We start from the raw sequence: 26,964 nt of genomic DNA on the forward strand, positions 1-26,964 counted from the left end.
TCGTGGTACTGGCCATCACCCTGGTCGTCATCGTCGGGTTGTTGCTGCTGGGCACCCCGCTGATCATCGCGATGGCGGGCGGCGTCGCGCTGTACGCGACGGTGGGCGGCTCCTGGATGCTGCAGTACCCGCAGCAGGTGACCGACGGGATGAGCAGCTTCGTGCTGCTGGCCATGCCGCTGTTCATCCTGGCCGGCGTGGTGATGAATGCCGGCGGCATCGCCGAACGGGTATTCGCCTTCGCCAGGTCCCTTTTCGGGCCGTTGCCGGGCGGCCTGGCCCAGGTCGACGTGTCCACCAGCCTGTTCTTCGGGGGCATGGTCGGCACCTCGGTCGCCGACCTGGCGGGCACCGGATCCACCCTGATTCCGCAGATGCGAAAGCACGGCTACCCGGGCGCATATGCCGCAGCGGTGACCGCATCGTCCTCGGGTATCGGACCGCTGATCCCGCCGTCGTCGCCGATGATCTTGTATGCGGCCGCCACCGGCACCTCGCTGGGCGCACTGTTCCTGGCCGGCATCATCCCCGGCCTCATCCTGACCGGGGTGCTGATGGTGGTCGTCGCGGTCCAGGCCCGCCGCAACAACTGGGGTGAGCGGATCGATTTCAGCTGGCGCGAGGTGTGGCGGACCGGACGTGGGGCGATCCTGGCGTTCGGTGTCCCGATCCTGGTGCTGCTCGGTCTGACCTTGGGAGTGTTCACGCCCACCGAGTCGGGTGCCTTCGCCGTCGTGTACGCCATCGGAATCTCGGCGGTGGTATTCCGGTCTCTCGGGATCCGCCGGCTCTACCGGTGCCTGGTGGAGGCCGCGGTGCTCACCGGCGAGGTGATGCTCATCGTCGGAGTGTCGGTGGCGCTGGGCGCGGTACTGGCGATGGCCGGATTGCCCAAGGCCCTCACCGATTTCGCGACGATGATCGTGCCGGGCGACGCCCAATTGGGCTACGTGGTGGTTCTGGCCGTCACCGCGATCCTGGCCGGCATGTTGTTCGACCCGCTCATCCCGGTGATCATGCCGGTGATGCTGCCGACCATGCTGGCCGTCGGCATCGATCCGGTGTACTTCGGCGTGATCATCGTGCTGACCGTGATCATCGGCCAGGTCACTCCGCCGGTGGCCATGTCACTCGTGGTCGCGGCCAAGATCGCCAGGGTGGACGCCTGGAGCGTACTGCGTGCGAACACCCCGTTCCTGTTGGCCACCATCGGTGTACTGCTGCTGGTGATCCTGTTCCCGGCGCTGGCCACCTGGCTGCCCTCGGTGCTGGGTGGGCCGTGACCGGCGTCGACCAGTTGCGCGGGATTTCGCTGACCCAACTGCGCTACTTCATCCGGGTCGCTGAGCGGGAGAGCATGACCCGGGCGGCCGAGGACCTCTTCGTCGCACAGTCGGCAGTGTCCTCGGCCGTCGCACATCTGGAAAAAGAGCTCGGCGTCCAGTTGTTCATCCGCCGGCATGCCAAGGGGCTCATTCTCACCGCCGCCGGTAAGGAACTTCTGTTGCGGTCCCGTCAGACGCTCGCCGCGCTGGCCGAATCGCTGGAATCGATAGCCGGTGAGACGCAGGCGTTCTGGGGACCGCTGCAGGTGGTGTGCTTCAGCCCGCTGGCGCCGTTCTACCTGCCGTCCATCCTGGCCGGCCTCAAGCGTGACCACCCGGGCCTGGAGGTGCGCGTCACCGAGGCGGTGGCCGGCGAGGTCGGTGAATACCTGGAGTCGGGTCGCGCAGAGGTGGCCTTGACCTACGACCTGGCCCTCGGCGAGGGTATCGATCGGGACGTGTTGGCCGAGATTAGGCCCTACGCAGCGCTTCCGGCCGCGCATCGGCTGGCCGACGCGGCCGGCGTCAAGCTCGCCGACCTGGTGGACGAACCGATGATCCTGGTCGATCTGCCGTTCAGCCGGGACTACTTCATCGGTGTGTTCACCGAACGCGGGTTGACGCCCAATGTGCAGTACCGCTCCAGCAGCTACGAGACGGTGCGGGCGATGGTGGCCCAGGACCACGGATACAGCCTGCTGCACCAACTTCCGGCCACTGACAGCACCTATGCCGGCGGCCGGGTGGTGGCGGTGCCGATCCTCGACGAGGTCCGCCCGTTGCGGGTTGTGGTTGCCTCGCTGCAGTCGATGCGGATGAGCAGACGCGCCACCGCATTCGCCGATCGCTGCCGGGCAGTGGTCGGCCGGGACCGCTGAACCGGGTTCGCCCCACATCGCTCAAGGCGATGCCTTGCATCTGTAGATGCGATGCGGTGCAACACTATTCAGTGTTTGCCAAGATGATCACGGCGGCTTTGGATGGAATCATCGTCCACTGACTTGGAGGCCACGTGAGCGGCATCGCGCCGGAACCCATGTACGTCCAGACCCGCTCGGGGCGAATGCATGTTGCCACCAGAGGTGCCGACATCGACGGACCCTGTGTGGTGCTGCTGCACCAGACCCCACGCAGCTGGGACGAATTCCGGGCCGTTGCCGAACTGATCGACGGGTACCGCATCGTGATCCCGGACCTGCCCGGCTACGGGGCATCCGAGGCGCCTGCCGTCAACACGATCGAGGCAGCGGCGACTGCGGTCTGGGATCTCCTGGACGAACTGCGGGTGCCGTCGGCCCACCTGGTCGGTCACCACTACGGCGGCCTGGTTGCCTACCAGCTGGCCGCCGAGGCACCCGAACGAGTGCTCTCCCTGGTGTTGTCGTCCACTCCGTACATCGACGCCGAGGAACGGGAACGCCGTCGCGGGGCGCCCGCCTTCAACGCCATCCCGGCCCAGCGCGACGGTGATCATCTCGCGCAGCTGTGGCGACGCCGCGCCGAGTATCTGGCTCACCCACATCCCGCGGTGCAGTCCCGCTACGTGCGCGATGTGCTGGCCCACCCGGACCCCGACCGCGGTCATGCCGCCGTGGGCGCCTACCGTTCCGAGGACCGACTGGGCCGCTACCCGGGCCCGGTGCTGTGCGTGGCGTCGGCCCGGGACAAGCGGGCGTACCCGCGTCACGGCCGGGTCATGGCGGCCTTCCCGCAGGCCCGCGAACACCTCCTGGTCGACGGGGACATCGCCAGCCCGGAGACCTGCCCCGTCGAATTCACGCGGGCCATCCTGGATTTCCACGCGCAGGTGGCGTTGCGGTGACCACGATGTCGGCCGCCGTGCTCGCCGACCCGGGCGGCCCGGAACCACTGCGGATCGAGCGGGTGCCCGTCCCGGCGCCGGGGCCCGGGGATGTCCTGGTCGCGGTCGCGGCCTTCGGTATCAACAACGCCGAGGTCCTGCAGTGCCGCGGTGCGATGCCAGTGCCACCGGCCGGCATCCCGGGTCTGGAATGCGCGGGCACAGTGGTGGCCGCCGGCGACGAGGTGACCACACCGAGAGTGGGGGACCGAGTTGCCGCCCTCAGCCGGGCCGGGGCCTATGCCGAATATGTGGCGGTGCCCGCCGGTGCGTGCATGGTGCTCCCCGAAGAAATGGATCTGAGGCTCGCCGGCGCCTTTCCCGAGGTCGCGGCCACGGCGTGGTGGAATCTGCTGCACCGCGGGCGTATTCGCGCCGGCGACCGGGTGCTCATCCATGGTGCGGCCGGGGGAGTTGGCTCGATGGCCGTCCAGTTGGCCCGTGCACAGGGCGCCGTGGTCACCGGTACTGCCCGGGGACCGGAGAAGTCCGCGTTGTGCGCCGAGCTCGGGGCGCACACGGTGATCGACTACGGCGGCACCGATGAGTTCGCCGAGGCCCGCCGGCTGGTGCCCGAGGGCTACGACGTCATCCTGGACAATCAGGGCGCGCCGACCCTGGGCGCCAACGTCGGGTTACTGGCCCCGCTCGGGCGGCTGGTGATCGTCGGGGTGGCCGGCGGCGGCGATGCGCAGCTCGACCTCGGTGCGCTGATGGCCACCGGTGCGGAGGTCTCCTCGTCGAGCCTGGGCCGGCTGCCCGACGAGGTGCGGGCCGCGCTGTGCCGCGAGTTGGCGGCCGAGGTGCTGCCCGCCCTGGTGGCCGGGCGGTCGCGCCTCGTACACGACGCCACGTTCACCCTCGACCGCATTGCCGATGCGCACCGCCGGTTCGGCGAACCGGACCGGGTCGGCAAAGTCCTGGTCACCGTTACCGGTGACATCGCCAAAATAGATGCAGAACAACGGATCCAGCTCTTTGTCAGATGATCCTGATTCGGGCAGCATCATGACCACGGACACCAACGCTGCCATCCGTGGTACCGATCCCCAATCCGAAATGCAAGGGATGACAATGAAATCCACCTTGACGCCGATAGGCACGCGCGACTACATCCGAGCCATCAGCTGTGCTGCGACACCGGTCACCATCGTCACCACCGGCACCGACAACCTGCGCTGGGGGCAGACCGTGTCTGCGGTGAGTCGGGTGTCCGACGAACCGGCGATCCTGGGCGTCTGCATCAACCGCCGCAGCCCCATCAACGCCGCCATCCAGAACTCCGGTGCGTTCAATGTTTCCCTGCTGGGCCCCGAGCATCGTTGTGCGGCAGACACCTTCGCCGGGCGCTCGCGCGAGGGTAGGCCGCCGTTCACCTTCGCCGAGGGCGAGTGGGCCGACGGACGCAACGGTCTGCCGGTGTACGCGGGCAGTGTGGCCGCCTTCGAATGCGTCCTGCACGACGTCACCGACGTCGGGTCCCACCACCTCTACCTCGGCGAGGTGCGCCACGTCGTGCACACCGATGCCGAACCGCTGCTGCATCTGCGCGGCACGTATCGCACGCTCTCGGCACACAACACGGAAGGACAAATCGCATGATCAAGACCGGAGACGAATACCGGGAGTCCATCAACACCGGGCGTGAGATCTACATCGACGGCGAACAGGTGCACGACGTCACCAAGCACCCGATGTTCGCGCCCATCATCGACATCCGGTCCCGGATCTACGATCTGGCGCACGAGGCGGCCACCCGGGACGTGATGAGTTATGTCGACGAGAACGGCGAACGCAACGCGATCGCCAACAAGATGCCGTTGACGCAACAGGATTGGCAGGACAAGCGCAAGGCCATCGACCTCGTCCTGGACGAGGCGCGCGGTGTGGTCACCCGGGTCGGGGACGAGACCATCGGCGAGATGTGGGCCCTCTACGACGGGCAGGACGTTCTCAACGAGGTCGACCCGCGGTTCGCCGAGAACATCCGCCGGCACGTGAAGAAGGCTGCCACCGGTGATCCGTTCCACATCTCGGCCAACACCGACCCCAAGGGTGACCGGTCCAAGCGGCCCCAGGACCAGGACCCGGACATGCTGCTGCACGTGGTCAGGGAAACCGACGACGGCATCATCGTGCGCGGGGCAAAGTACGAGACCGCCGCGCCGTACGCCACCCAGGCCTACACCAAGCCGACCATCGCCAATTGGGGTGACTCCAAGCTCTCCGACTACGCGGTGGGATTCATTGCCGACCTTAACGCGCCGAACCTGAAGTTCATCTGCCGCACCGGTTTCGCCGGCCGGCGCGACGCCGCGGACTATCCGCTGTCCAACCGGGTCGACGAGGTCGAATCGCTGGTGATCTTCGACAACGTGCTGATCCCGTGGGACGACGTGCTGTTCTACCGGCACACCCGGGCTGCCACCTTCGTGCGCAGCTGCCTGCACCGCTACAGCGCGCTGCCGTACGTGCACCGCTCGATCCGGTTCGCGGATCTGATGATCGGCGCGGCCCTGCACAACGTGCGCCAGACCGGCCTGGACAACAACCCGGCCGTGCAGGAGAAGCTGGCGATGCTGGCGTGTTACCGGGAGGGGATAGACGCGCACCTGACCGCCGCGATCGCCACCGCCGAGACCAGCCCGGGTGGGCTGCTGATGCCGAACCAGTCGCTGCTGTACGCCGGCCGGGTGTGGGCGCAGACTCAGCTGCCGCAGATGATGCACTACGCCCGTGAACTGTGCGGCGGCCAGATCTGCATCACCCCGGACTCGGCCACCTTCGGTGTCCCGGGCGCCTCGGAATGGCTGGATAAGTACTACTCGATCACCGACGAGTGGCAGGCCGACGACCGCCGCAAGCTACTGGCCTTCGCCCGCGACCTGCTCAACAGCGACTATGCCGGCCACCGGTTGACCTTCCAATTGTTCGCCCAGGCACCGCCGTTCGCGCACTATCAGGCCGTCTACCGCAACTTCGACTTCGACGGCCCGCTGGGGCTGGTCAAGGCCGCCGCCGAACTGTCCGATCGGGTGCAGGGCGGGGAGACCCCGTGACACACACCAGAATCCGCCCGTTCAACACCCGCGACACCTACCCGGAGCAGAATCTGGACAACGATCTGTGCCAGGCCGTGGTCGCCGGGGACACCATCTACCTGCGCGGCCAGATCGGTCAGGACCTCGACACGGCGGAGAACATCGGCGTCGGCGATGTGGCCGCCCAGACCGAGCAGGCGATGTCCAATATCGCGACCCTGCTCGCCGAGGCCGACGCCACCCTGGACGACATCGTCAAAGTGACCATCTACCTTGTGGATCCGCGCTACCGCGAGATCGTGTACCGGGTGGTCGGGCGCTGGCTCAAGGGGGTGCACCCGGTGTCCACCGGGCTGGTGGTCAGTGCCCTGGCCCGGCCCGAGTGGCTGGTCGAGGTGGACGTCATCGCGGTGCGACAGGCGGCGTCATGACGTTCTCGCTCGCCGCGCTGGACCGCGATTCCGGGGCCTTCGGCATGATCATTGCCTCGTCCTCGCCCGCGGTGGCCTCGCGCTGCCTGAACATCCGGCCCGGGCTCGGGGCAGCCGCCAGCCAGAACGTCACCGACCCCCGGCTGGGCCCGCTCCTGCTGGATCAGCTCGCCGCCGGCGCGGATGCCCGGACCGCCCTGGACACCGTCGTCGCGGCCCATGACCTGCGCGACTATCGGCAGCTGACCGTGCTGGACCGGGCGGGCCGCAGCGCCGCGTTCAGCGGTACCGGCGCCCTGGGCAACCACCACCACCTCGCCGGAGACGGGGTTGTCGGGGCCGGCAACATGCTGGCCTCGGCGGCCACCATCACCGAACTGGTCCGCGGCTACGAGACCTCGACGGCCGGGCAGTTCGAACGCCGCTTGCTGGACGGGCTGGCCGCCGCGCTGGCCGCCGGCGGCGAGGAGGGCCCGATCCACGCCGCCGGGCTGCTGGTCTACCGCGAGGTCGAATGGCCCGAGACGACGCTGCGGGTGGACTGGGCCGAGGACCCGTACACGCGGCTGGCCGAGCTGTGGACGGTCTGGGAGCCCCAGCGCGACGACTACGTCCGGCGCGCCCTGGACCCGTCGGCCGCGCCGAGCTTCGGGGTCCCGGGTGACCTTTAAGGAACTGGCCCGGGAGTGTCTGGTGGGCAACTGGGAGTTGGTGCGCGGCATCAGCACCCGGCTGCACGCCGATCCGGAGACCGCGTGGCAGGAGGTGCGGGCCCACCGGATGCTGACCGACCTGCTCGACGGGCACGGGTTCAGCGTCGACCGCCGAGCCGCCGGGTTGGCGACGGCGTTCCACGCCCGGGCCGGCGACGGACCGCTGCACATCGCCTTCATCGCCGAGTACGACGCGCTGCCCGGGCTCGGTCACGCTTGCGGGCACAACCTGATCGCCGCGTCCTCGGTGGGCGCGGCACTGATGGTGCGCGCCGCCGGCGACACCGGCATCACCGTGCACGTCATCGGTACCCCGGCCGAGGAGGGCGGCGGCGGCAAGATCAGCATGCTGGATGCCGGCGAGTTCGACGGCCTGGACGCGGCCCTGATGATGCACCCCGGCCCGGTGGACGCCCCGCGCGCCGAACCGTTGGCGGTCGCGCACTGGCGGATCTCCTACCGTGGGGTCAGCGCCCACGCCGGTGCGTACCCGCACCTGGGGGTCAACGCCGCCGACGCGTTCACCGTCGCCCAGGTCGCCATCGGTCTGCTGCGCCAGCAGTTGCCACCCACCACCCGGGTGCACGGTGTGGTGACCGAGGCCGGAACGGCCCCGAACGCCATCCCGGACTCGGCCACCGGCCGCTGGTACGTGCGGGCCCGCACCCTGGCCGAGCTCACCGGCATCGAACGCCGCATCCGCGACTGCTTCGCCGCCGGGGCCCTGGGCACGGGCTGCGAACTGGAGATCGAGCTGGAGTCCCCGCCGTACGCGGAGTTCCGCACCGACGAGGACCTGTTGGACCTGTTCATCGCCAACACCGCGCGGCTGGGGCGGGACATGCTGGCCGAGCCGGCCGAGGGCGCGGCGGCGATGCGCACCGCGTCGACCGACATGGGCAATGTGTCCCAGGTGGTGCGGGCCATCCACCCGTATATCGGCATCGGATCGCTGCCGGCGGTGAACCATCAGCGAGAGTTCGCCGACGCCGCGGTGGGCCCGCAGGCCGAGGCCGCGCTGCGGGACGGCGCGACTGCGCTGGCGTGGACGGCGCTGGATCTGGCCGGGCGGTAGAATCGGCTGCGCATCGCCCTTGTGCGGGAGAGTTCCGTGACGGCCAGTCACGGGCGCCGAAGGAGCAATACCTCTCCGTCAACCTCTCAGGCCCCCGGACCGCGCACGGCCACGATGCCTCTGGAAAGCGGTGCTCAGCGCACCCGCCCATGGGGAAAGGTCCACCGCGGACTGAATCTCTCAGGCACCCCCGACAGAGGGAGAGGGCACCGACGTGTGCGTGCGCACCGCGCACACGACAGATCGCCTCGACCCGGGAGTTCATGTGTCCGACCAGTTACCGTCGCGCTTCGCGGACCGCCACATCGGGCTGGACGCCGATGCCATCGCCACCATGCTCGGCGTCATCGGGGTCGACTCCCTCGATGAACTGGCCGTCAAGGCGCTGCCGACCGGCATCCTCGACGCAGTGGGCGCCGACGGCCTGGCACCCGGCCTGGACCAGCTGCCCCCGGCGGCTACCGAGGAGCAGGCGCTCGCGGAGCTGCGTGCACTGGCCGACTCCAACACCGTGGCGGTGTCGATGATCGGGCAGGGCTACTTCGACACGCTGACCCCGCCGGTGCTCAAGCGCAACATCCTGGAGAACCCGGCCTGGTACACCGCCTACACGCCGTACCAGCCCGAGATCAGCCAGGGGCGCCTGGAGGCGCTGCTGAACTTCCAGACCATGGTGAGCGACCTGACCGGAATGGACGTCGCCAACGCCTCGATGCTCGACGAGGGCACCGCCGCCGCCGAGGCCATGACGCTGATGCACCGCGCGGTCAAGGGCCCGTCGAAGCGGCTGGCCGTGGACATCGATGTCTACCCCCAGACCGCTGCCGTCATCGCGACCCGTGCCGAACCCCTCGGCATCGAGGTCGTCACCGCCGACCTGCGCGACGGGCTGCCCGACGGTGACCTCTTCGGCGTCATCGTCCAGCTGCCGGGCGCCAGTGGCCGCGTCACCGACTGGTCGGAACTGGTGGCCCAGGCCCACGAACGCGGCGCGCTGGTCGCCGTCGGCGCCGACCTGCTGGCCGCGACGCTGGTCACCCCGCCCGGCGAGTTCGGTGCCGACGTGGCCTTCGGTACCACCCAACGCTTCGGTGTGCCAATGGGATTCGGCGGACCACATGCCGGATACCTGGCGGTGCACACCAAACACGCCCGGCAGCTGCCGGGCCGGCTGGTCGGTGTCTCACTCGACGCGGACGGTTCGCCGGCCTTCCGTCTGAGCCTGCAGACCCGCGAGCAGCACATCCGCCGGGACAAGGCGACCAGCAACATCTGCACCGCGCAGGTGCTGCTGGCCGTCATCGCCGCCATGTACGCCAGCTACCACGGCGCCACCGGGTTGACCGCCATCGCCCGCCGCGTGCACACCCACGCCGCGACGATCGCTGCGGCCCTTGGCGATTCACTGGTGCACCAGGCGTTCTTCGACACCGTGCTGGCCCATGTTCCCGGCCGCGCCGACGAGGTCGTCGCCGCCGCGAAGTCCACCGGCATCAACCTGTGGCGCGTCGACGCCGACCATGTGTCGGTGTCCTGCGACGAGGCCACCACCGACGCGCACGTCGAGGCCGTGCTGGAAGCCTTCGGCGTCCGGGCGGTGGGGCAGGTCGGTGTGGACATCGCCACCCGCACCTCGGAATTCCTGACCCATCCCGCCTTCCATCTGTACCGCACCGAGACCTCTATGATGCGTTACCTTCGGGCTTTGGCGGACAAGGATATTGCCCTCGACCGCAGCATGATCCCGCTGGGTTCGTGCACGATGAAGCTCAACGCGGCCGCCGAGATGGAGCCGATCACCTGGCCCGAGTTCGCCAAGCAGCACCCGTTCGCCCCGGCTTCGGACAATCCGGGGCTGCGCCGGCTGATCGCCGACCTGCAGACCTGGCTGACCGCCATCACCGGCTATGACGAGATTTCGTTGCAGCCCAACGCCGGATCGCAGGGTGAGTACGCCGGGCTGTTGGCCATCGAGGCCTATCACCGTGCCAACGGTGAGACGAACCGGGACGTGTGCCTCATCCCGTCCAGCGCGCATGGCACCAACGCGGCATCCGCGGCGCTGGTGGGGATGCGGGTGGTGGTGGTCGGCTGCCGCGCCAACGGCGACGTGGACCTCGACGACCTGCGCGCCAAGGTGGCCGAGCACGCCGACCGGCTGGCCGCGCTGATGATCACCTACCCGTCCACGCACGGGGTGTACGAACACGATGTGGCCGATATCTGTGCGGCCGTGCACGATGCGGGTGGTCAGGTCTATGTCGACGGCGCCAACCTCAACGCGCTGGTCGGGTTGGCCCGGCCCGGCCGGTTCGGCGGCGACGTCAGCCACCTGAACCTGCACAAGACGTTCTGCATCCCGCACGGCGGCGGTGGCCCCGGCGTCGGTCCGGTCGCGGTGCGCAGCCATCTGGCGCCGTACCTCCCCGGGCATCCGCTGGCCGACGAACTCGGTGACAAGTACACCGTGTCCGCCGCGCCGTACGGTTCGGCGTCGATCCTGCCGATCACCTGGACCTATATCCGGATGATGGGCGGGCAGGGCCTGCGGGCGGCCTCGCTGACCGCGATCGCCTCGGCCAACTATGTGGCCCGCCGGCTCGACGAGTACTTCCCGGTGCTCTACACCGGCGAGAACGGCATGGTTGCCCACGAGTGCATCCTCGACCTCAACGGCATCACCAAGGCCACCGGTGTCACCGTCGACGATGTCGCGAAACGACTGGCGGACTTCGGTTTCCACGCACCGACCATGAGCTTCCCGGTCGCCGGCACCTTGATGGTGGAGCCGACCGAGAGCGAGAACCTGGCCGAGGTCGATGCGTTCTGCGACGCCATGATCGCCATCCGTGCGGAGATCGACAAGGTGGGGTCGGGGGAGTGGCCGGCCGACGACAATCCGCTGCGCGGCGCCCCGCACACCGCGGAATCGCTGTTGGTGGCCGACTGGCCGCACCCGTACACCCGTGAGCAGGCCGCCTACCCGCTGGGCAAGGGGTTCCGGGCGAAGGTATGGCCGCCGGTCCGCCGGATCGACGCCGCCTACGGGGACCGCAATCTGGTGTGTTCCTGCCCGCCCGTGGAGGCATTCGCCTAGGTTCGCCGGCCTGCCGGCGCGGCGGGTCAGCTCCGGTCCGACGCCGCGTTCGCTTCGTCGAAGCGCCGGCGCGCCGCGGCGATATCGCCTTGGTGCTCCTCGGTCCAGCGGACCAGTGACTGTACGGTCTGGTGCAGGGTGCGGCCCAGGTCGGTCAGCTCGTAGTCGACCCGGGGCGGGACAACCGGGTGCACGGTCCGCGTGACCAGGCCGTCGCGTTCGAGCTGGCGCAGCGTAACGGTCAGCATGCGCTGGCTGACCCCGTCGATCAGCCGCTTGAGCTCGGTGAACCGCAGGGAACCGTCGTCGAGCAGGGCGATGATGAGCAGCGACCATTTGTCGGCGATGCGGTCGAGGATCTGCCGGACCTCACAATCCTCACGCCGGTCCCATTGGAAGGCCTCCGGGCAGCAGTCGGTTCCCTGCGAGGAACCGACTGACTTCAAAGTGCCTTCTTCCGCCACGGCTCCATGGTGCCTGATGATGTGGTCAGTTACCAATAGGAACCGAAGGTGGGCAGATGGCCGTGACCGATGTGAAGATGACCTCTGGACTCCGCGGGGCGTTGCTGCTCGCGGCGCTGTGTGGGGCGGCGTTCCTGGAAGGCATCGACATTGCGATGTTCAACATCGCATTGCCCACCATCCGGCACGCACTCGACCTGCCGACCGTCGAACTGCAGTGGATCGTCAGCGGATACGTGATCGGCTACGGCGGATTCATGCTGCTCGGTGGCCGCACCGCCGACGTCTACGGGCGGCGGCGTGTTTTTCTCACCGCACTGGTCATCTTCATCGGGGTGTCCGCGCTGGGTGGCATCGCCGCCAACGGTGCGACGGTCATCGCGGTCCGGGTCATCACCGGTATCGCCGCGGCCTTCCTGATGCCGGCCGGACTCGCGATCATCACCACGAGCTTTCCCGAAGGGCCGCAACGAGACCGGGCCGTGCTCATCTACGCCGGTATCGGTGCGGCGGGATTCTCGCTGGGTCTCGTCGCGGGCGGCCTGCTGACCTCCCTCGGCTGGCGGTGGGTGTTCTTCGCGCCGGTCGTGCTGGCCTCGACCGTGCTGCTGCTGGCCTTCCCGCTGATCCCGCGCGACGAGGTCGCCGCCCGCCGATCGCTCGACCTGCCCGGTGCGTTACTCGTCACCGGGGCGGTCGTATTCACCGTCACGGCAGTCGAAAATGCCGCCCACGGAACGGTTCTCGGCTCGATAGGGCTCGCGTTGACCGCGCTGGCGTTGTTCGTCGGGTTCGGAGCCCGGCAGCGCGTCGCCAAGGACCCGTTGGTGCCGCCGGCTCTGCTGCGGCCGGGCCCACAGGTCAACGCCTACCTCGGGGCCGGCTGCCTGGCCGCCGGCTTCATGGGCTTCCAGTTCATCGTCGTGCTCTACCTGCAGGAACTGCGTGGCTGGTCGGCGCTGTCCACCGCAGTGGCCCTGCTGGTCGTCGCGATCGACGCGGTCCTGGCGCCGACCCTCACTCCGGTCCTGGTGCGCCGTTTCGGTTTGTGGCGCGTCATCGCGGCCGGGATGGCCTGCGCGGCGCTGTCCTTCCTGCTGTTCCTCGGCGTGGAACGGGACTGGGCGTACCTGAGCATGCTGCCCAGCCTGCTGGCGCTGGGCATCGCGTTCACCCTGGCCTACGGGCCGTTGACGATCGCCGCCACCGACGGTGTCGAGGCCTCCGCGCAAGGACTCACCAGCGGTCTGCTCTACACGACCTTCCAGTTCGGCGCCGCGATCGGGCTGGCCGTCACCACCGCGGTCCAGGTCGCAGCGACGGCGGCCGGCGCCTCTCAACTCGACTCGTACCGGGCGGCGTTGGTGGTTCCGCTGGCCCTCGGCGTGGTCGGCGTCGCTGTGGCGCTGCCCCGAGCCTGGCGCGCCCCGCAGCAGTGCGCCGCCGTGACCGCCTAGTTCGGAAGACCTCCAAGCAAGTGCGACTAACCCAGCAACTGTGCCACCGCGTCGGCGAGCGCGGGGTCGGCCGAATTCGGCACACTGCGGTACTCGCCGCCACTGGCCTGGGCCACCGCTTCCCACGTCGCACGGTCCGGATCGTCACCGAGATTGATGACGTTCACCGCTACCGGGCGCTGCGCATCCGCCGCGCCCTGGATGTAGGACACCAACCCCGGGCCGTCCAGGCTGCGGTCGGTGTGCGGGCCGGAGGTGATCACCAGCACCGAATTCGGTACGCCCTCGCGGAAGTTCGTCAGCGCCTCGCCGTAGACCAGCCGCAGCGTGGTGAACGACACCGCCCCGCCGTTGGACGCGGTCTGCGCCTGCAGGTTGGAACTGAGCGCCGCCGAACGCGGCCCGCCGCCGACGTCGTCGCCGAGCGGCCCGGTCGGTGTCACCGAGCGGCCGGCCACCCCGTCGAATGTCCACAGCCCCACCGCGGTGGACGGCGGCAGTACCTGCAGTCGATCGTTGAGTGCCGTGGTCACATTGGTCAACCGGCTGCGGCCACCCTCGTCGACGGGCATCGACTGGTTCAGCACCACGGTGACGGCACCGTCCCGGGCAGGAGTCGTCAACCGGGTCGCCAGGGCGGCCCGGGCAGCGGCATCACCGAACGACAGCCGTTGCGCCAGTTCCGGGAAGTCGGTGACCGGGCTGCTCGGCGGGGTCGTGCCCTCGGCCCGGAAACCGGCCTCGGCGAACTTCGCGAGCTGCTCGGGCTTGCGCAGGAAGCGGTCGAACTCGCTGGCCGCGCTGATCTGTTCCTTGGACAGCCAGTCGCCGCTGAGCAGCACGCCGGGGAAGTCGGCGACCGCGGCCGGGCCCGGCGGGATCCACGCGCCGAGCTTCGCGCCGGCGTCCGGCACGTCGGCGGCCCGCTGCACCAGCTTCTGCTCGGTGGTGACGACGGCGTGCACCGGGGCGGTCGCCGGATCGGCGGCGTTGATCAGGGCGTCGAGTGCGGTATCGGCCGCAGTGTCGGCCAATTCGGGCTGGCCACCGAACAGTCGTTGCGCCGCGCCGGCACCGTCGGACGGCGGGGCTCCGGCCGGTGCGGAGGCCGCGGCCACCGCCTCGGCGGCCAGGAAACCGGCGTCGGAGTCGCCGGTGAGCGGCAGCGACAGTCGCAGTCCGCCCCAGCCCGGCAGGTTCAGCCCGTCCAGGCCGGCAGGATTGCTCTGCAGCCCCGGCAACGTCGACCAGTTCTGCTGGGCCAGCGCCTCTTTGAGCTCGGGCCGGACGGCCACCACCACCGGGGTGCTGACCAGCGGCCGGCTGTCGATGACGGCCTTGTCGTCGACGGAGTCCAGCCGGGCCTCGGAGATCGAGCTGGCCGGGATCCACATCGCCGGCCGCTCACCGAGATCCGCCGGCCAGGTGTCGGTGAAACCGTTGATCACCGCACCGGAGTCGGCTGCGGTGACCGCGACCTTCACACAGCGGTCGCCGACCGGATCGGCGTCCTTGCTGTACTGCTCGGCCAGTGCATTGACCTGATCGGAGATCGCCGGGTCGGCGATCACCGAGACGGTCATCTCGCCCTCGACACAGCGATCGGCGGAGGCCTGGCTGCGGTTGGACAGCGCATCGCCGAAGAAGCGCCACAGGATCACGGCGCCGACCACGACGACCACGGTGACCAACGCGGCGATGACCAGTGGGCTGACCTTGCGGCGACCGGTCGTCACCGCGCGGTGCGAACCGGTCCACTCGCCGTTGTCGAAGGCGCGCTGACGGCCGGTGACCGAGAACGCCTGGGTCGGCTGATCCTCGTCGGCCACGGCCGGGAACCCGCGCGGCGCCGGCGCCGGCTCGTCGTACTCGTCGGCGCGGTAGTCATCGGCTCGGTACTCGCCGTCGCGGTAGTCCTCGGCGCGGTAGTCGTCGTCGGAACGGTAATCGTCGGTCTCGTAACCGAAGTCACCGAACTCGGGAGCGCTGTCCCCGGCCGGGGTATCGCCGCGTCCGGACCCGTAGTCGGCGTCGGACTCTCGATCGGGCTCGGGCCGGTACGGCTCGGCTCCGCTCCCGCCCCGATCGTCGGCGTCGTCCGGGTCGGGAATGCTGTGCCTGCCCATCCCTACCCTCTTAGCTCGTCGTGTCGAATGCCCCGCCGAAGTCTAGTCACTGGCCTGCAGCGCGCGCCTTGAACTCCCGTCGGCGCCGGTGCAGGATCGGCTCGGTGTAACCGCTGGGCTGCTGAGCGCCCGACAGGATGAGCTCCTGGGCGGCCTGGAAGGCGATGCTGGCCTCGGGGTCGGTGGCCATCGGCAGGTAATCGGCGTCGCCGGCATTCTGCTGGTCGACGATCGCGGCCATCCGGCGCAGGCTGGCCTTGACGTCACCCTCGGTGATGACGCCGTGGCGCAGCCAGTTGGCGAGCAGCTGGCTGGAGATACGCAGCGTGGCGCGGTCCTCCATCAGCGCGACGTTGTGGATGTCGGGCACCTTCGAGCAGCCGACTCCGGCGTCGACCCAACGCACCACGTAACCGAGGATGGACTGGCAGTTGTTGTCCACCTCTTCGTGGATCTCGTCGGGGGACCAGGCCAACTCCCCGGCCAGCGGAATGGTCAGCAGATCCTCGATGCGGTAGCGCTGCTTACCGGCCAGCTCGGTCTGCACCGCGTGCACGTCGACCTGGTGGTAGTGCATGGCGTGCAGGGTGGCCGCGGTCGGCGAGGGCACCCAGGCGGTGGTGGCCCCGGCGCGGGGCTGGCCGATCTTCTGGGCGACCATATCCGCCATCAGGTCGGTCATCGCCCACATACCCTTACCGATCTGGGCGCGCCCGGACAGGCCGGTGGCCAGGCCGATGTCGACGTTGGCGTCCTCGTAGGCCTTGATCCAGGGCTGGCTCTTCATCGCACCCTTGCGGATCATCGGGCCGGCCTCCATCGAGGTGTGGATCTCGTCGCCGGTGCGGTCCAGGAAGCCGGTGTTGATGAACACGACGCGGTCGGCGGCGGCCTTGATGCAGGCCTTGAGGTTGAGCGTGGTGCGTCGCTCCTCGTCCATGATGCCGACCTTGAGGGTGCCCTGGGGCAGCCCGAGGACGTCCTCGACCCGGCTGAACAATTCGCAGGTGAACGCGACCTCGTCGGGGCCGTGCATCTTGGGCTTGACGATGTAGACCGAGCCGGTGCGCGAGTTGCGGTACGGCCCGTTCTGCTCGTCCTCCTTGAGGCCGTGCATCGCGATCAGCGAGGTGAACAGGGCGTCCTGGATGCCCTCGGGCACCTCGTTACCCTCGGCATCGACGATGGCGTCGTTGGTCATCAGGTGACCGACGTTGCGGACGAACAGCAGGCTACGGCCGGGCAGCGTCAACTCACCCTCGCCGTCGGGGGCGGTGAAAATACGGTCCGGGCTGAGCACCCGGGTGAACGACTTGCCGCCCTTGGCAACCTCTTCGGACAGATCGCCGCGGTTGAGGCCGAGCCAGTTGCGGTAACCGAGCACCTTGTCCTCGGCGTCCACCGCAGCCACCGAATCCTCGAAGTCCATGATCGTGGTGATCGCCGACTCCAGCACGACGTCCTTGACCCCGGCCTTGTCGGTCGAGCCGACGGGCGATTCGGGGTCGATGAGGATTTCGATGTGCAGCCCGTTGTGCTTGAGCAACACCGACCACGCCGGGGCACCGAGCTCACCGGTGTAACCGACGAAGGCAGTCGGATCGGCCAGCCCGGGGGAGAGCACACCGTCCTCGATCTTGATCTCGGTGACGTCGGCCCACGAGCCCTGCGCCAGCGGCACGGCCTCGTCGAGGAAGTTGCGGGCGTAGGCGATGACCTTGTCGCCGCGCACCTTGTTGTAAGAACTGCCGGCCTCGGCGCCGCCCTCGTCGGAGATGACGTCGGTGCCGTACAGCGCGTCATACAGCGAGCCCCAGCGCGCGTTGGCCGCGTTCAGCGCGAAGCGGGCGTTGAGGATCGGCACCACCAGCTGCGGGCCTGCGGTGCTGGTGATCTCGTCATCGACGCCGGAGGTGGTGATGGTGAAGTCGGCGGGCTCGGGAGCCAGGTAGCCGATGTCGGTGAGGAACTGCCGGTACTCGTCGGCATCGAGGGGGCCGATGACCCGCGCCCGGTGCCAGCGGTCGATCTGGGCCTGCAGCTCGTCGCGGCGGGCCAGCAGTTCCTGATTCTGTGGGGTGAGGTCGGTGACGACCTTGTCCACACCCGCCCAGAAGCTGTCGGGGTCCAGGCCGGTGCCGGGCAACGCTTCGGACGTGATGAAGTCGTGCAGCACCTTGGCGACCCGCAGGTTGCCCACCGTCACGCGCTCGGTCATGTTTCCTCCCATAGCTGTCGACCCAGTTTACCCACCGGTAACTACCACCGACGGGGCGGTCAGCAGCAACTCGCACCTGCGGACCAGTTCCGCGCGCAGCGGTGCCGCGCGTTCGGTGATGCCCTGCTGAGCCTTGACGTATTCGGCACGGCCGGCAGCGGTTTCGATGGCAATCGGCTCGAAACCATAGTCGGTGAGGTCGTATGGGCTGGCGCACATGTCGACGGCGCGGGCGTCGGCGGCCAATTCCAGGCAGTCCATCACCAGCTCGGAGGGCATCAGTGGGCCCAATTTGTAGGCCCATTTGTAGAGATCCATCCCGGCATGAATACAGCCCGGCTGCTCGTGCTGCACCTGGGTGTCGCGGCGAAGCTGGTCGGCGTTGAGCGGGGCGGCCGGCGGCGTGAAGAACCGGAACGCGTCGAAGTGGCTGCACCGCAGCGGCATCGAGTCGACGACGGCGTCGGTGCCGGCGGACCCGAGTCGCAGCGGCACCTGCCCGTGGCGCACCTCCGGTGCCCGGTACACCATCGCCCACTCGTGCAACCCGAAACAGTTGAAGCGGGCGGGCCGGTCCGCGGTCCGGGCCAGCAGGTGGGCGACGAACGCCACCGTGTCACCGCGCGACTCCAGCAGTTCGGCCGACACCGTCACGGTGTCCCCGCAGCGCCGATAACCGGTGCGGGTGAGGAAGCGGTCGGCGTCCGGGCCGTGCAGGCGGACTCCGAAGCCCGGGTGCCAGCGACGCAGCTGGCGCGGGCGCAGGCTGTAGTAGGTGAACAGGAAATCCCATACCGGATGGGCCTGACCGCGCTGGGCCCGCTGCAGGTGCGGTGTGACGAAATCGGCCACCCGCTGCTGGTGGGCGGACTCCCGGGCCGACCACTGCGCCTGCCCGAGCACCGGTGGGGACGGCGCCGTCATCAGATCCGGTGCGTCCCGTCGCGCACCGTGCCGACCAGATCCTCCACCAGATCCTCCAGGGTCACCATCGCGGTGACCGCCCCGCCGTCGGTGACCAGGGCGAGGTGACTCTTGTTGCGCCGCAGCCGGGTCAACGCGTCGGGCAGCGGAAGGGTGGACGGTATCCGGATCAGCGGACGCACCATGGACGCGTCCAGCACGGTCGGCGATTCGTCGATCACCTCCAGGACATCCTTGATGTGGAGGTAACCGAGGTAGCCACCGCCGGCGTCGGTCACCGGGAAGCGCGAATACCCGGTCTCGGACAGTGCCTGCTCCACCGCCGCCAGGGTCGGGCCGGCTCCGTCCACCGAGGCTGGGACGGCGCGGATCTGGTCCAGCGGGATGGCCAGGTCGGCCACCGTACGATCGCGGACCTGCAGGGCCCGGGTCAGCCGGGTGTGCTCCTCGCGGTCGAGCAGGCCCTCCGAGAGGGATTCGGCGATCATCTCGGACAGTTCCACGGTCGACACCGTGACGTCGAGTTCGTCCTTGGGCTCCACCCGCAACGCCCGCAGGGTGGTGTTGGCGGCCCAGTTGTAGAAGGCGATGAGCGGGCGGACCGCGCGGATGTACACCAGGTACGGCGGGACCAGCAGCATCGCGGTGGTCTCCGGGCCGGCGATGGCGATGTTCTTGGGCACCATCTCGCCCAACAGGACGTGCAGGGTCACCACGACCGCCAGCGCGACGATGAACGACACGGTGTGCAGCACCGCGTCGCCGACGCCGATCAGCGCGAACGGTTTCTCCAGCAGGTGCGCGACGGCGGGCTCGCCGACCCGGCCCAGCAGGATCGAACAGATGGTGATGCCCAACTGGGCGCCGGCCAGCATCAGTGACAGGTGCTCGGCGGCACGCATGACCGTGACCGCGCGTTTCTTGCCCTGTTCAGCCAGCGCCTCGAGGCGGTCCCGGCGGGCCGAGATCAGCGCGAACTCCGCGCCGACGAAGAACGCATTGGCCCCGAGCAGCAGGACGGTCAGGGCGACCGCCAGCAGATCACCGCCCATCGGGACCCTCGAATTCGGTGCGTCCGTCGGTCTTGACCAGTTCCAGCAGATCGATGCGGCGGCCGTCCATCTTCAGGATGCGGGCCTGCCAGTGCACCGGTTTGTCGCCGGGCCGGTCCGGGTCGAACTCGGTCAGTTCCACCGTCTCGCCTTCTTCGGGGATGTGCCCGAGCTTCTCCAGGACCAGCCCGCCGATGGTCTCGTAGTCCCCTTCGGGGGCGCGGAACGGTGTCTCGGAGTCGACCTCGTCGATGCGCAGCAGGCCCGACACCTGCCAACCGGCGCGGCTCTGCACCACATCGGGGGTGGCGTCGTCATGCTCGTCGCGCACATCGCCGACGATCTCCTCGATCAGATCCTCGAAGGTGACCATGCCCGCGGTGCCGCCGTACTCGTCGACCACCATGGCGGTCTGGATGCCGTTGCCGCGGATCTGGGTCATCACCGCGTCGCCGTCGAGGGTGGACGGCACGGTCGGCACCGGGACGGCCAGCCGGGACAGTTTGGTGGTGGCGCGGCGCTCCGCGGGCACCTCGAACACCTGCTTGACGTGCACCATGCCGACGGTCTGGTCGAGATCGCCATCGACGATCGGAAAGCGGGAGTGGCCGGTGCGCATGGCGGCGGCCATCAGATCGGCGACCGTGTCCTCGATCTCCAGCGATTCGATCTTGGAGCGCGGGGTCATCAACTCCTCGGCGGAGCGGTCACCGAACTGCAGGGAGCGGTCCACCAGTACCGCGGTGTCGGCGTCCAGCGACCCGCTGCGCCCGGAGGCCCGCACCAGCGACACCAGTTCCTGCGGTGAGCGCGCCGAGCGCAACTCCTCGGCAGGTTCGATGCCCATCCGGCGCAGGATCCAGTTGGCGGTGCCGTTGGTGGCCTTGATGACCGGGGTGAACAGTTTGGAGAAGTACCACTGCGGGGCGGCGGCGGCCCGGGCGGTCGGCAACGGCCGGGCGACGGCCAGGTTCTTGGGCACCAGTTCGCCGAAGATCATCGACACCGAGGTGGCGATCAGCAGCGCCAGCGCCAACGCGATCGGGCTGACCCAGTCCTCCGGGATGGCCAGCGCCGTCAGCGGGGCGTACAGCAACCGGGCCACCACGGGTTCGGCCAGGTAACCGGTGGCCAGGGTGGTGATCGAGATGCCGATCTGCGCTCCGGACAGCTGGAACGACAACGAGCGGTGCGCCTTGCTCACGAACTGGTCGCGCCGCCCGCCGGCCCGGGCATTGGCCTCGACGGTGCTGCGCTCCAGCGCGGTCAAGGAGAACTCGGCCGCCACGAACAGTGCGGTTCCCGCGGTCAGTAGGACGAACGCGAGCAGGCTGAGGATGGTCATGGTGAGGCTCATCGCCACCTCACCGGATGGCTGCCGGGCCGGGTGCCCGGCCGCCTACTGGACGGCTCGGCGTCGGAGGGTTCTGAACTGGGGGACCCGGGCGGAATCCCGAAGCCCGACGTTGAACCGTGGGCTTCCACGGGTGCCTGTGGCACGGGATTCCTTCCTGTTCGGGCGACGCGATGCGTCACTGATGCGCTATATCGTAGCGGCTCCGCCGCAGGGTGATGTAGCGGCTTTGTGCGGGGTGTGACCGTCACCAACCCGTCGGCAGCGGATGTCCCTCGGCGAAACCGGCGGCCGACTGCACGCCCAGCACCACCTTCTCGTGCAGTTCGGGCAGGGTGGCCGCACCCACGTAGGTGCAGGTGCTGCGCACCCCGGAGGTGATGTGGTCGATCAGGTCCTCCACACCTCCGCGCGCCGCGTCGAGACTCATCCGTGAGCTGGAGATGCCCTCCTCGAACAGCGCTTTGCGGGCCCGGTCGAAGGCGCTGTCCCCGGCGGTGCGGGCGGCCACCGCGCGTTTGGAGGCCATCCCGTAACTCTCTTTGAAGGGCGCTCCGTCACGGTCGCGCAGCAGGTCGCCGGGGGACTCGTAGGTGCCGGCGAACCAGGAGCCGATCATCACGTTCGACGCTCCGGCGGCCAGCGCCAGCGCCACGTCGCGGGGATGGCGCACTCCGCCGTCGGCCCACACGTGACCACCGAGTTCCTTTGCCGCAGCGGCGCATTCGACGACAGCGGAGAACTGGGGCCGGCCCACGCCGGTCATCATCCGGGTGGTGCACATGGCGCCGGGCCCGACACCGACCTTGACGATGGACGCGCCCGCGCCGATCAGGTCGCGGGTGCCCTCGGCCGAGACCACGTTGCCCGCGGCGATGGGCAGGCCCAAGTCCAGGGAGGCCACCGTGGCGATGGCGTCGAGCATCTTGGGCTGGTGGCCGTGCGCGGTGTCGATGACGAGCAGATCGGCCCCGGCCTCGGCCAGGCCGCGGGCCTTGGCGCCGACGTCGCCGTTGATGCCGACGGCGGCGGCGATCCGCAGCTTGCCGGAGGTGTCCACCGCCGGGGTGTAGATGCCGGTCCGGATCGCCCCGGTGCGGGTGAGCACACCGGCCAGTTCGCCCTTGCCGTCGGTCAGCACCGCGATGTCGACCGGTGCGTGCTCGAGCAGATCGAACACCTTGCGCGGATCGGTGCCGACCGGCGCGGTGACGAAATCGGTGATGGCGATGTCGCGGACCCGGGCGAAGCGGTCCACCCCGGTGCAGGAGGCCTCCGTGACGACGCCGATCGGGCGTCCCTCGAAGACCACCACCGCCGCACCGTGGGCGCGCTTGTGGATCAGCGCCATCGCGTCGGACACCGAATCGTCGGGCCCCAGCATGACCGGGGTGTCGACCACCAGGTCGCGGCTCTTCACGAAGTCGACGGTGTGCGCCACCACCGACAGCGGCAGATCCTGCGGCAGCACCACGAGGCCGCCGCGGCGGGCCACCGTCTCGGCCATCCGCCGCCCGGCGACGGCGGTCATGTTGGCCACGACCACCGGGATGGTGGTGCCCGAACCATCGACCGTGGACAGGTCGACATCGAACCGGGACGCCACATCGGATCGCCCCGGCACGACGAAGACGTCGTTGTAGGTCAGGTCGTACGGCGGGGTGTGACCTTGCAGAAAGCGCATGGGACCGAGTCTAGTGCGCCCTCTTTTCCCGGCGAGCAGACACAAAACCGCCCCATTCCCGAGGAAAAAGGGCAGTTTTGTGTCTGCTCGCGCAGGAAGCCTAGGCCTCGACCTCGCTGCGGTCGCCGCTCCACAGGGTGTGGAACTTCTGTCCGCCGGGGGTGTCGATGCGGCCGTAGGTGTGCGCGCCGAAGTAGTCACGCAGGCCCTGGGTGAGGGCGGCGGGCAGCCGCTCGGTGCGCAGCGCGTCGTAGTAGGACAGCGAGGAGGCGAACCCGGGCACCGGGATGCCGAGTTCGGTGGCGGTCACCACGACCCGGCGCCAGCCGTCGACGCCGGACTCGACCGCGTCGCGGAAGTAGGGCGCGGCGATCAGAGTGGCCAGATCGGGTTCCGCGTCGAAGGCCTCCTTGATCCGGTTGAGGAACTTGGCCCGGATGATGCAGCCGCCGCGCCAGATGGTGGCCAGGTCACCGGGGGTGACGTTCCAGCCGTATTCGGCCGAGCCGGCCTGGATCTGGTTGAAGCCCTGCGCGTAGGCGATTATCTTCGAGGCGTACAGCGCCTTGCGCACGTCCTCGATGAAAGCCTTTGCATCCGAGGGCTTTTCGCCGAGCCGGCCGGAGGCCAGGCCGGTGGTGGCCTTGCGCTGGGCGACCGAGCCGGACAGCGCGCGGGCGAACACCGCCTCGGCGATGCCGGTCACCGGGACACCTAGGTCGAGTGCGGACTTGACCGTCCAGCGGCCGGTGCCCTTCTGCTCGGCCTCGTCGACGATGACGTCGACCAGCGGCTTACCGGTCTTGGCGTCGACCTGGCGCAGCACCTCGGCAGTGATCTCGACCAGGTAGCTGTCCAGGTCCCCGGCGTTCCACTCGGTGAACACGTCGGCGATCTGGCCGGCGTCCAGGCCCAGCGCGTCGCGCAACAGCTGGTAGGCCTCGCCGATGAGCTGCATATCGGAGTACTCGATGCCGTTGTGCACCATCTTGACGAAGTGTCCGGCGCCGTCGGGGCCGATGTGCGTGCAGCACGGCACGCCGTCGACGTGCGCGGAGATCTCTTCGAGCAGCGGGCCGAGCGAGACGTAGGACTCGGCGGGGCCGCCGGGCATGATCGACGGGCCGTTGAGCGCGCCCTCCTCACCGCCGGAGATGCCGGCGCCGACGAAGTGCAGGCCGCGTTCGCGGATCGCCTTCTCCCGCCGGATGGTGTCCGTGTAGAGGGCGTTGCCGCCGTCGATGATGATGTCGCCTTCTTCCATCGCGTCGGCGAGTTCGTTGATGACGGCGTCGGTCGGGTCTCCGGCCTTCACCATGATCAGGACCCGGCGCGGCTTCTCCAGCGCATCCAGGAACTCGGCGATGGTCTCGCTGCGGATGAAGTTGCCGTCGGCGCCGTGCTCGGCCAGCAGCGCGTCGGTCTTGGCGATCGAGCGGTTGTGCAGCGCAACGGTGTAGCCGTGCCGGGCGAAGTTGCGGGCGATGTTCGACCCCATGACCGCGAGGCCGGTGACCCCGATCTGTGCCTTGCCGGTATTGCCCGAATTGGTCATGCGGGAGCCTTTCGAATCGTCAGACGTCGGGTAAATCGCCGCCGGCTCAGGGCGTCAGCCCTAGTGACTGAACAGGCGGTGCAACTCGGTGAGCCAGGGAACAGCCAGGGCCACCGTGGGGACTACCAAGATCGCGGCGGCGGCGATGTAGGCCGCCGCTGCCAGGGAAAGACTATTGCCCTCGCCACACAGGCGTTGCACCCGCACCACGGTTGTCGGTCCGCCCGCGGCCAGGGCACCCGACGGAGTGCGCCCGCCGGCGCAGGCAACCAGGGCTCGGGCCAGCGGTGTCGGGCCGGCCACCCGGACCGCCGCATCGTCGGCGAGCAGCTCGATCAGCAGTCGCACCGCGTCCAGCGCGCTGCCGCTCCGGACGAACCGGGGGAACGCGGCGTGCACGGCGGTGAACATCTCCAGCACCAGGTCGTGCCGAGCCCGCAGGTGGGCGCGCTCATGGCTGAGGATGGCCGCGATCTCGGCCTCCGACAGCGTGGTGAGTGCCCCCTCGCTGACCACCACCCGGCTGCTGCGGACACCGGGCAGGCAGTAGGCCATCGGTTGGGCCACGCCCAGGATGCGAAGACCGCTGGGGCGCCGGACCGGGGTCGGGACCCCGTCGCGCGACATGCCGACCAGGTCGACCACCATGCGGTGGCGGGCACGTCGGCGCCGGGTGGCCACGGCGACCTGCAGGACCGCGACGATCAGCCGGACGCCGATCACCAGTGTGAGTGCGAAGACGATGACGTACAGCGTCCACAGCGGCCAGCCGAGGACGGCGATTTCGCTGGTCAGGGTGGCCGTAGGGCGGCCGTCCGGGCCCGGTACGAACAGCCGGCTGGCGATGGCGAGGCCCGCGGAGAACGCGGAGAGCACGGCTGCCGACGCGATGGCCTGCCAGAGCACGATGGCCGCGCGCGGCGCGCGGAGCGGCCACGACGCGCGAGCAAGGAGCGCGGGTACCGGGCCGACCAGCACCAGCGCCACGATGCAGAACGCCAGCGCGGACACGCCGCTAGTCTCCCTCAGTGAGTACCTGAATTACCAGCCGGTGGGGTCACGCGGTGCTTGGACTCCAATTCGGCCAGCGCGCGACGCAGTGCATCGGCCTCGTCGGCACCGACTCGCTCGACGAAATGCACCAGTGCGGCTTCCCGGCTACCGGAGTCCGCCGCCTGGTCGAGGGCGTCCACCATCAGGCCGGCGACCAGCTCGTCGCGGCCGTGGGTGGGTGCGTAGCGATGTGCGCGGTCGTCGCGGTGCTGGACCACCAGATTCTTCTTCGCCAGCCGCTGCAGGACCGTCATGATCGTCGTGTAGGCGAGGTCGCGGCGCGCAGCGAGGGCCTCGTGAACCTGCCGAACCGTTTGCGGTTCGCGCGAGGTCCAGAGGTGCTCCATCACTTCGCGCTCGAGTTCTCCGAGCCGCGTCAATTTGGCCATGTTCCGTTCACTCCCCTGAGCAATGGATTCAGGGTACTACGCGGTTACTACCGTGCGTCGTATCCCACCTGCGGTTCCGGGCGATTGCCCGGTCTCCTGCCTTCCCGTGCCGGTCACGGGCTTTTTCGTCGGTGTCTGTGAGTCCAGTCACAGGAACTGGCCCCCGCGACTCGTGTGACTATAGTAAGGCTAACCTAACCGAGGAGGAGGTGCTGATGACGGTCGTGATCGACGATCCGCTGATCGCACGCATGTCGATTAGGCGGGCGCTGCCGCTGCACGATTCGAGCCGGCGTCTGCGCGAGCTCTATCCGGAATGCCCGCGGGTGTACGGCGTGGCGGTGATGGGGGATCTGTCCCGGCGGCGCTGGTGGCCGCTGATGGAGGTGATGACCACCGACCGGCTGCAGGTGATGTTCGATGCCGGCGTGGCCGAGACCGACAGTCATGCCGCGGTCGCCCAGCAGCTGGCGGCGACGCTGGCGCACGTGGTGATCGGTCGGGTGGTGCCGCTGGTCGCGCTGGAGGGGCGCGCATGGGACACCGGCCTGGAGAACCTCTGGGTGCACGTGGACTCCGAAGGGGCGATCGACTGGGTGGGCGTCGTGGATCCGACCCTGCGCGCGCTGCCCGACGACCCGCACCTGGTGCCGCGTTCCACCGTCGGCGCGGTGCGCACCCGGCGCGACGGGATCGTGGCGCTGCCGAGCGAGGCGGCGCTGGCCACCTGGGTCGCGCATCGCAGTCACCGGGCGCTGGCCCCGCTGTTCGCCAAGCTCTACCAAGTCAGCGATGGCGCCATCTCCATCGCCGCCATGTGGAACATCGTCGGTGCGGCGGTTGTCGGCGCGTCGACGCAGGTGCCACTGCTGGCCGGTTCCAGCGAGCTGACGAGCATGTGCCGCGGGCAGGCGATCCTCGACGCATTGGTGGGTTTCGGCCTGCCGGTTCGCGGCGCGACCAGAATTGGCGCCGGAAAGGCCTTGCTAAATTAGGCAAGCCTTGCCTATGCTGAATGGGCGAGACTAACGGACCGAGCCGGAGTCCTGAGGGCTGCAGAGACCCCCGGTCCACTCGAAGGAAGGGCCCCACGCGTTACGCGTGGGGCCCTTCCGCATTCCCGGACACCACCACCGGCGCGGGAA

Annotated in this window: 22 protein-coding genes and 2 riboswitches; of the genes, 12 read left to right on the forward strand and 10 right to left on the reverse strand. The window is 69.1% G+C overall.

All coding sequences use genetic code 11. The features are described 5' to 3' along the window. The first annotated feature begins 2 nt into the window (after positions 1-2). The 10 genes from V4U86_RS11815 (at position 3) to gcvP (ending at position 11,543) form a co-directional block, all read left to right on the forward strand. The gene (locus V4U86_RS11815; protein WP_395311384.1) at positions 3-1,283 is read left to right on the forward strand and encodes a TRAP transporter large permease; all 1,281 of its coding nucleotides are present in this window, start codon (positions 3-5) and stop codon (positions 1,281-1,283) included. Next, positions 1,280-2,203 carry a LysR family transcriptional regulator gene (locus V4U86_RS11820; protein WP_395311385.1) on the forward strand — a complete coding sequence of 308 codons (924 nt, stop codon included), beginning with the start codon at positions 1,280-1,282 and terminating at the stop codon, positions 2,201-2,203. Before V4U86_RS11815 ends, V4U86_RS11820 begins: the two co-directional genes overlap by 4 nt. Positions 2,204-2,337: 134 nt before the next feature. Continuing rightward, complete coding sequence (locus tag V4U86_RS11825) at positions 2,338-3,147, forward strand: alpha/beta fold hydrolase (protein ID WP_395311386.1); 810 nt, start codon at positions 2,338-2,340, stop codon at positions 3,145-3,147. Between the two features lie 5 nt (positions 3,148-3,152). Next, a complete protein-coding gene (locus V4U86_RS11830) occupies positions 3,153-4,175 on the forward strand; it encodes a zinc-binding dehydrogenase (protein WP_395312015.1) in 1,023 nt (340 codons plus the stop codon). An 85-nt stretch (positions 4,176-4,260) separates the two neighbouring features. Continuing rightward, entirely contained in the window at positions 4,261-4,788 is a 528-nt protein-coding gene (locus tag V4U86_RS11835) for a flavin reductase family protein (protein WP_395311387.1), read from the forward strand. After that, on the forward strand, positions 4,785-6,245 hold the full coding sequence (locus tag V4U86_RS11840) for a 4-hydroxyphenylacetate 3-hydroxylase family protein (protein ID WP_395311388.1): 1,461 nt from the start codon (positions 4,785-4,787) through the stop codon (positions 6,243-6,245). Before V4U86_RS11835 ends, V4U86_RS11840 begins: the two co-directional genes overlap by 4 nt. Next, on the forward strand, positions 6,242-6,658 hold the full coding sequence (locus tag V4U86_RS11845) for a RidA family protein (protein ID WP_395311389.1): 417 nt from the start codon (positions 6,242-6,244) through the stop codon (positions 6,656-6,658). Before V4U86_RS11840 ends, V4U86_RS11845 begins: the two co-directional genes overlap by 4 nt. Continuing rightward, a complete protein-coding gene (locus V4U86_RS11850) occupies positions 6,655-7,329 on the forward strand; it encodes a DUF1028 domain-containing protein (RefSeq protein WP_395311390.1) in 675 nt (224 codons plus the stop codon). The genes V4U86_RS11845 and V4U86_RS11850 overlap by 4 nt, the downstream gene beginning before the upstream one ends. After that, positions 7,319-8,446, forward strand: a complete 1,128-nt coding sequence (locus tag V4U86_RS11855) for a M20 family metallopeptidase (RefSeq protein WP_395311391.1) — start codon at positions 7,319-7,321, stop codon at positions 8,444-8,446. The genes V4U86_RS11850 and V4U86_RS11855 overlap by 11 nt, the downstream gene beginning before the upstream one ends. Positions 8,447-8,460: 14 nt before the next feature. Then, a riboswitch (glycine riboswitch) is annotated at positions 8,461-8,558 on the forward strand. Next, positions 8,559-8,653, forward strand: a riboswitch (glycine riboswitch). It abuts the riboswitch before it with no gap. 58 nt (positions 8,654-8,711) lie between these two features. Then, a complete protein-coding gene (gene gcvP, locus V4U86_RS11860; RefSeq protein ID WP_395311392.1) occupies positions 8,712-11,543 on the forward strand; it encodes an aminomethyl-transferring glycine dehydrogenase in 2,832 nt (943 codons plus the stop codon). A 26-nt stretch (positions 11,544-11,569) separates the two neighbouring features. Here gcvP and V4U86_RS11865 read toward each other — a convergent pair whose 3' ends face one another. Then, complete coding sequence (locus V4U86_RS11865) at positions 11,570-11,989, reverse strand: winged helix-turn-helix transcriptional regulator (protein ID WP_395311393.1); 420 nt, start codon at positions 11,987-11,989, stop codon at positions 11,570-11,572. A gap of 74 nt (positions 11,990-12,063) precedes the next feature. Here V4U86_RS11865 and V4U86_RS11870 point away from each other — a divergent pair, with 74 nt between their 5' ends. Then, entirely contained in the window at positions 12,064-13,464 is a 1,401-nt protein-coding gene (locus tag V4U86_RS11870) for an MFS transporter (protein WP_395311394.1), read from the forward strand. A gap of 26 nt (positions 13,465-13,490) precedes the next feature. On the opposite strand, the gene V4U86_RS11875 is transcribed toward V4U86_RS11870, so the two are convergent. From V4U86_RS11875 to V4U86_RS11915, 9 genes are all read right to left on the reverse strand, one after another. Beyond that, the gene (locus tag V4U86_RS11875) at positions 13,491-15,590 is read right to left on the reverse strand and encodes a hypothetical protein (RefSeq protein ID WP_395311395.1); all 2,100 of its coding nucleotides are present in this window, start codon (positions 15,588-15,590) and stop codon (positions 13,491-13,493) included. Positions 15,591-15,636: 46 nt separating this feature from the next. Continuing rightward, entirely contained in the window at positions 15,637-17,808 is a 2,172-nt protein-coding gene (locus tag V4U86_RS11880; protein ID WP_395311396.1) for a malate synthase G, read from the reverse strand. A 27-nt stretch (positions 17,809-17,835) separates the two neighbouring features. Continuing rightward, the gene (locus V4U86_RS11885; protein WP_395311397.1) at positions 17,836-18,732 is read right to left on the reverse strand and encodes a 3-methyladenine DNA glycosylase; all 897 of its coding nucleotides are present in this window, start codon (positions 18,730-18,732) and stop codon (positions 17,836-17,838) included. Then, positions 18,732-19,784 (reverse strand): hemolysin family protein, encoded by a 1,053-nt coding sequence (locus tag V4U86_RS11890; protein WP_395311398.1) that lies wholly within the window; start codon positions 19,782-19,784, stop codon positions 18,732-18,734. The genes V4U86_RS11885 and V4U86_RS11890 overlap by 1 nt, the downstream gene beginning before the upstream one ends. Next, positions 19,774-21,141, reverse strand: coding sequence for a hemolysin family protein (locus V4U86_RS11895; RefSeq protein ID WP_395311399.1), 1,368 nt, complete (start codon positions 21,139-21,141; stop codon positions 19,774-19,776). Before V4U86_RS11895 ends, V4U86_RS11890 begins: the two co-directional genes overlap by 11 nt. A 244-nt stretch (positions 21,142-21,385) precedes the next feature. After that, positions 21,386-22,822 carry a GuaB1 family IMP dehydrogenase-related protein gene (locus V4U86_RS11900; protein ID WP_395311400.1) on the reverse strand — a complete coding sequence of 479 codons (1,437 nt, stop codon included), beginning with the start codon at positions 22,820-22,822 and terminating at the stop codon, positions 21,386-21,388. Positions 22,823-22,922: 100 nt separating this feature from the next. Beyond that, positions 22,923-24,377, reverse strand: coding sequence for an NADP-dependent phosphogluconate dehydrogenase (gndA, locus tag V4U86_RS11905; RefSeq protein WP_395311401.1), 1,455 nt, complete (start codon positions 24,375-24,377; stop codon positions 22,923-22,925). A gap of 60 nt (positions 24,378-24,437) precedes the next feature. After that, positions 24,438-25,388 (reverse strand): M56 family metallopeptidase, encoded by a 951-nt coding sequence (locus V4U86_RS11910; RefSeq protein WP_395311402.1) that lies wholly within the window; start codon positions 25,386-25,388, stop codon positions 24,438-24,440. A 14-nt stretch (positions 25,389-25,402) separates the two neighbouring features. Beyond that, positions 25,403-25,819, reverse strand: a complete 417-nt coding sequence (locus V4U86_RS11915) for a BlaI/MecI/CopY family transcriptional regulator (protein WP_395311403.1) — start codon at positions 25,817-25,819, stop codon at positions 25,403-25,405. 215 nt (positions 25,820-26,034) lie between these two features. On the opposite strand from V4U86_RS11915, the gene V4U86_RS11920 reads away from it, so the two are divergent. Continuing rightward, positions 26,035-26,814 (forward strand): iron reductase, encoded by a 780-nt coding sequence (locus V4U86_RS11920; RefSeq protein ID WP_395311404.1) that lies wholly within the window; start codon positions 26,035-26,037, stop codon positions 26,812-26,814. The last annotated feature ends 150 nt before the right edge of the window (positions 26,815-26,964 follow it).

This window comes from Mycobacterium sp. AMU20-3851 (genome assembly GCF_043974665.1).
Classification (GTDB): Bacteria; Actinomycetota; Actinomycetes; order Mycobacteriales; family Mycobacteriaceae; genus Mycobacterium.

What these genes read in the sequence shown, in the direction of transcription:
- V4U86_RS11875 (WP_395311395.1), bottom strand. Translation starts at nt 15,590, where the DNA reads ATGGGCAGGCACAGCATTCCCGACCCGGACGACGCCGACGATCGGGGC.
- V4U86_RS11835 (WP_395311387.1), top strand. Translation starts at nt 4,261, where the DNA reads ATGAAATCCACCTTGACGCCGATAGGCACGCGCGACTACATCCGAGCC.
- V4U86_RS11900 (WP_395311400.1), bottom strand. Translation starts at nt 22,822, where the DNA reads ATGCGCTTTCTGCAAGGTCACACCCCGCCGTACGACCTGACCTACAAC.
- V4U86_RS11840 (WP_395311388.1), top strand. Translation starts at nt 4,785, where the DNA reads ATGATCAAGACCGGAGACGAATACCGGGAGTCCATCAACACCGGGCGT.
- V4U86_RS11850 (WP_395311390.1), top strand. Translation starts at nt 6,655, where the DNA reads ATGACGTTCTCGCTCGCCGCGCTGGACCGCGATTCCGGGGCCTTCGGC.
- V4U86_RS11830 (WP_395312015.1), top strand. Translation starts at nt 3,153, where the DNA reads ATGTCGGCCGCCGTGCTCGCCGACCCGGGCGGCCCGGAACCACTGCGG.
- V4U86_RS11880 (WP_395311396.1), bottom strand. Translation starts at nt 17,808, where the DNA reads ATGACCGAGCGCGTGACGGTGGGCAACCTGCGGGTCGCCAAGGTGCTG.
- V4U86_RS11915 (WP_395311403.1), bottom strand. Translation starts at nt 25,819, where the DNA reads ATGGCCAAATTGACGCGGCTCGGAGAACTCGAGCGCGAAGTGATGGAG.
- V4U86_RS11890 (WP_395311398.1), bottom strand. Translation starts at nt 19,784, where the DNA reads ATGGGCGGTGATCTGCTGGCGGTCGCCCTGACCGTCCTGCTGCTCGGG.
- V4U86_RS11920 (WP_395311404.1), top strand. Translation starts at nt 26,035, where the DNA reads ATGACGGTCGTGATCGACGATCCGCTGATCGCACGCATGTCGATTAGG.
- V4U86_RS11870 (WP_395311394.1), top strand. Translation starts at nt 12,064, where the DNA reads ATGGCCGTGACCGATGTGAAGATGACCTCTGGACTCCGCGGGGCGTTG.
- V4U86_RS11885 (WP_395311397.1), bottom strand. Translation starts at nt 18,732, where the DNA reads ATGACGGCGCCGTCCCCACCGGTGCTCGGGCAGGCGCAGTGGTCGGCC.
- gndA (WP_395311401.1), bottom strand. Translation starts at nt 24,377, where the DNA reads ATGACCAATTCGGGCAATACCGGCAAGGCACAGATCGGGGTCACCGGC.
- V4U86_RS11895 (WP_395311399.1), bottom strand. Translation starts at nt 21,141, where the DNA reads ATGAGCCTCACCATGACCATCCTCAGCCTGCTCGCGTTCGTCCTACTG.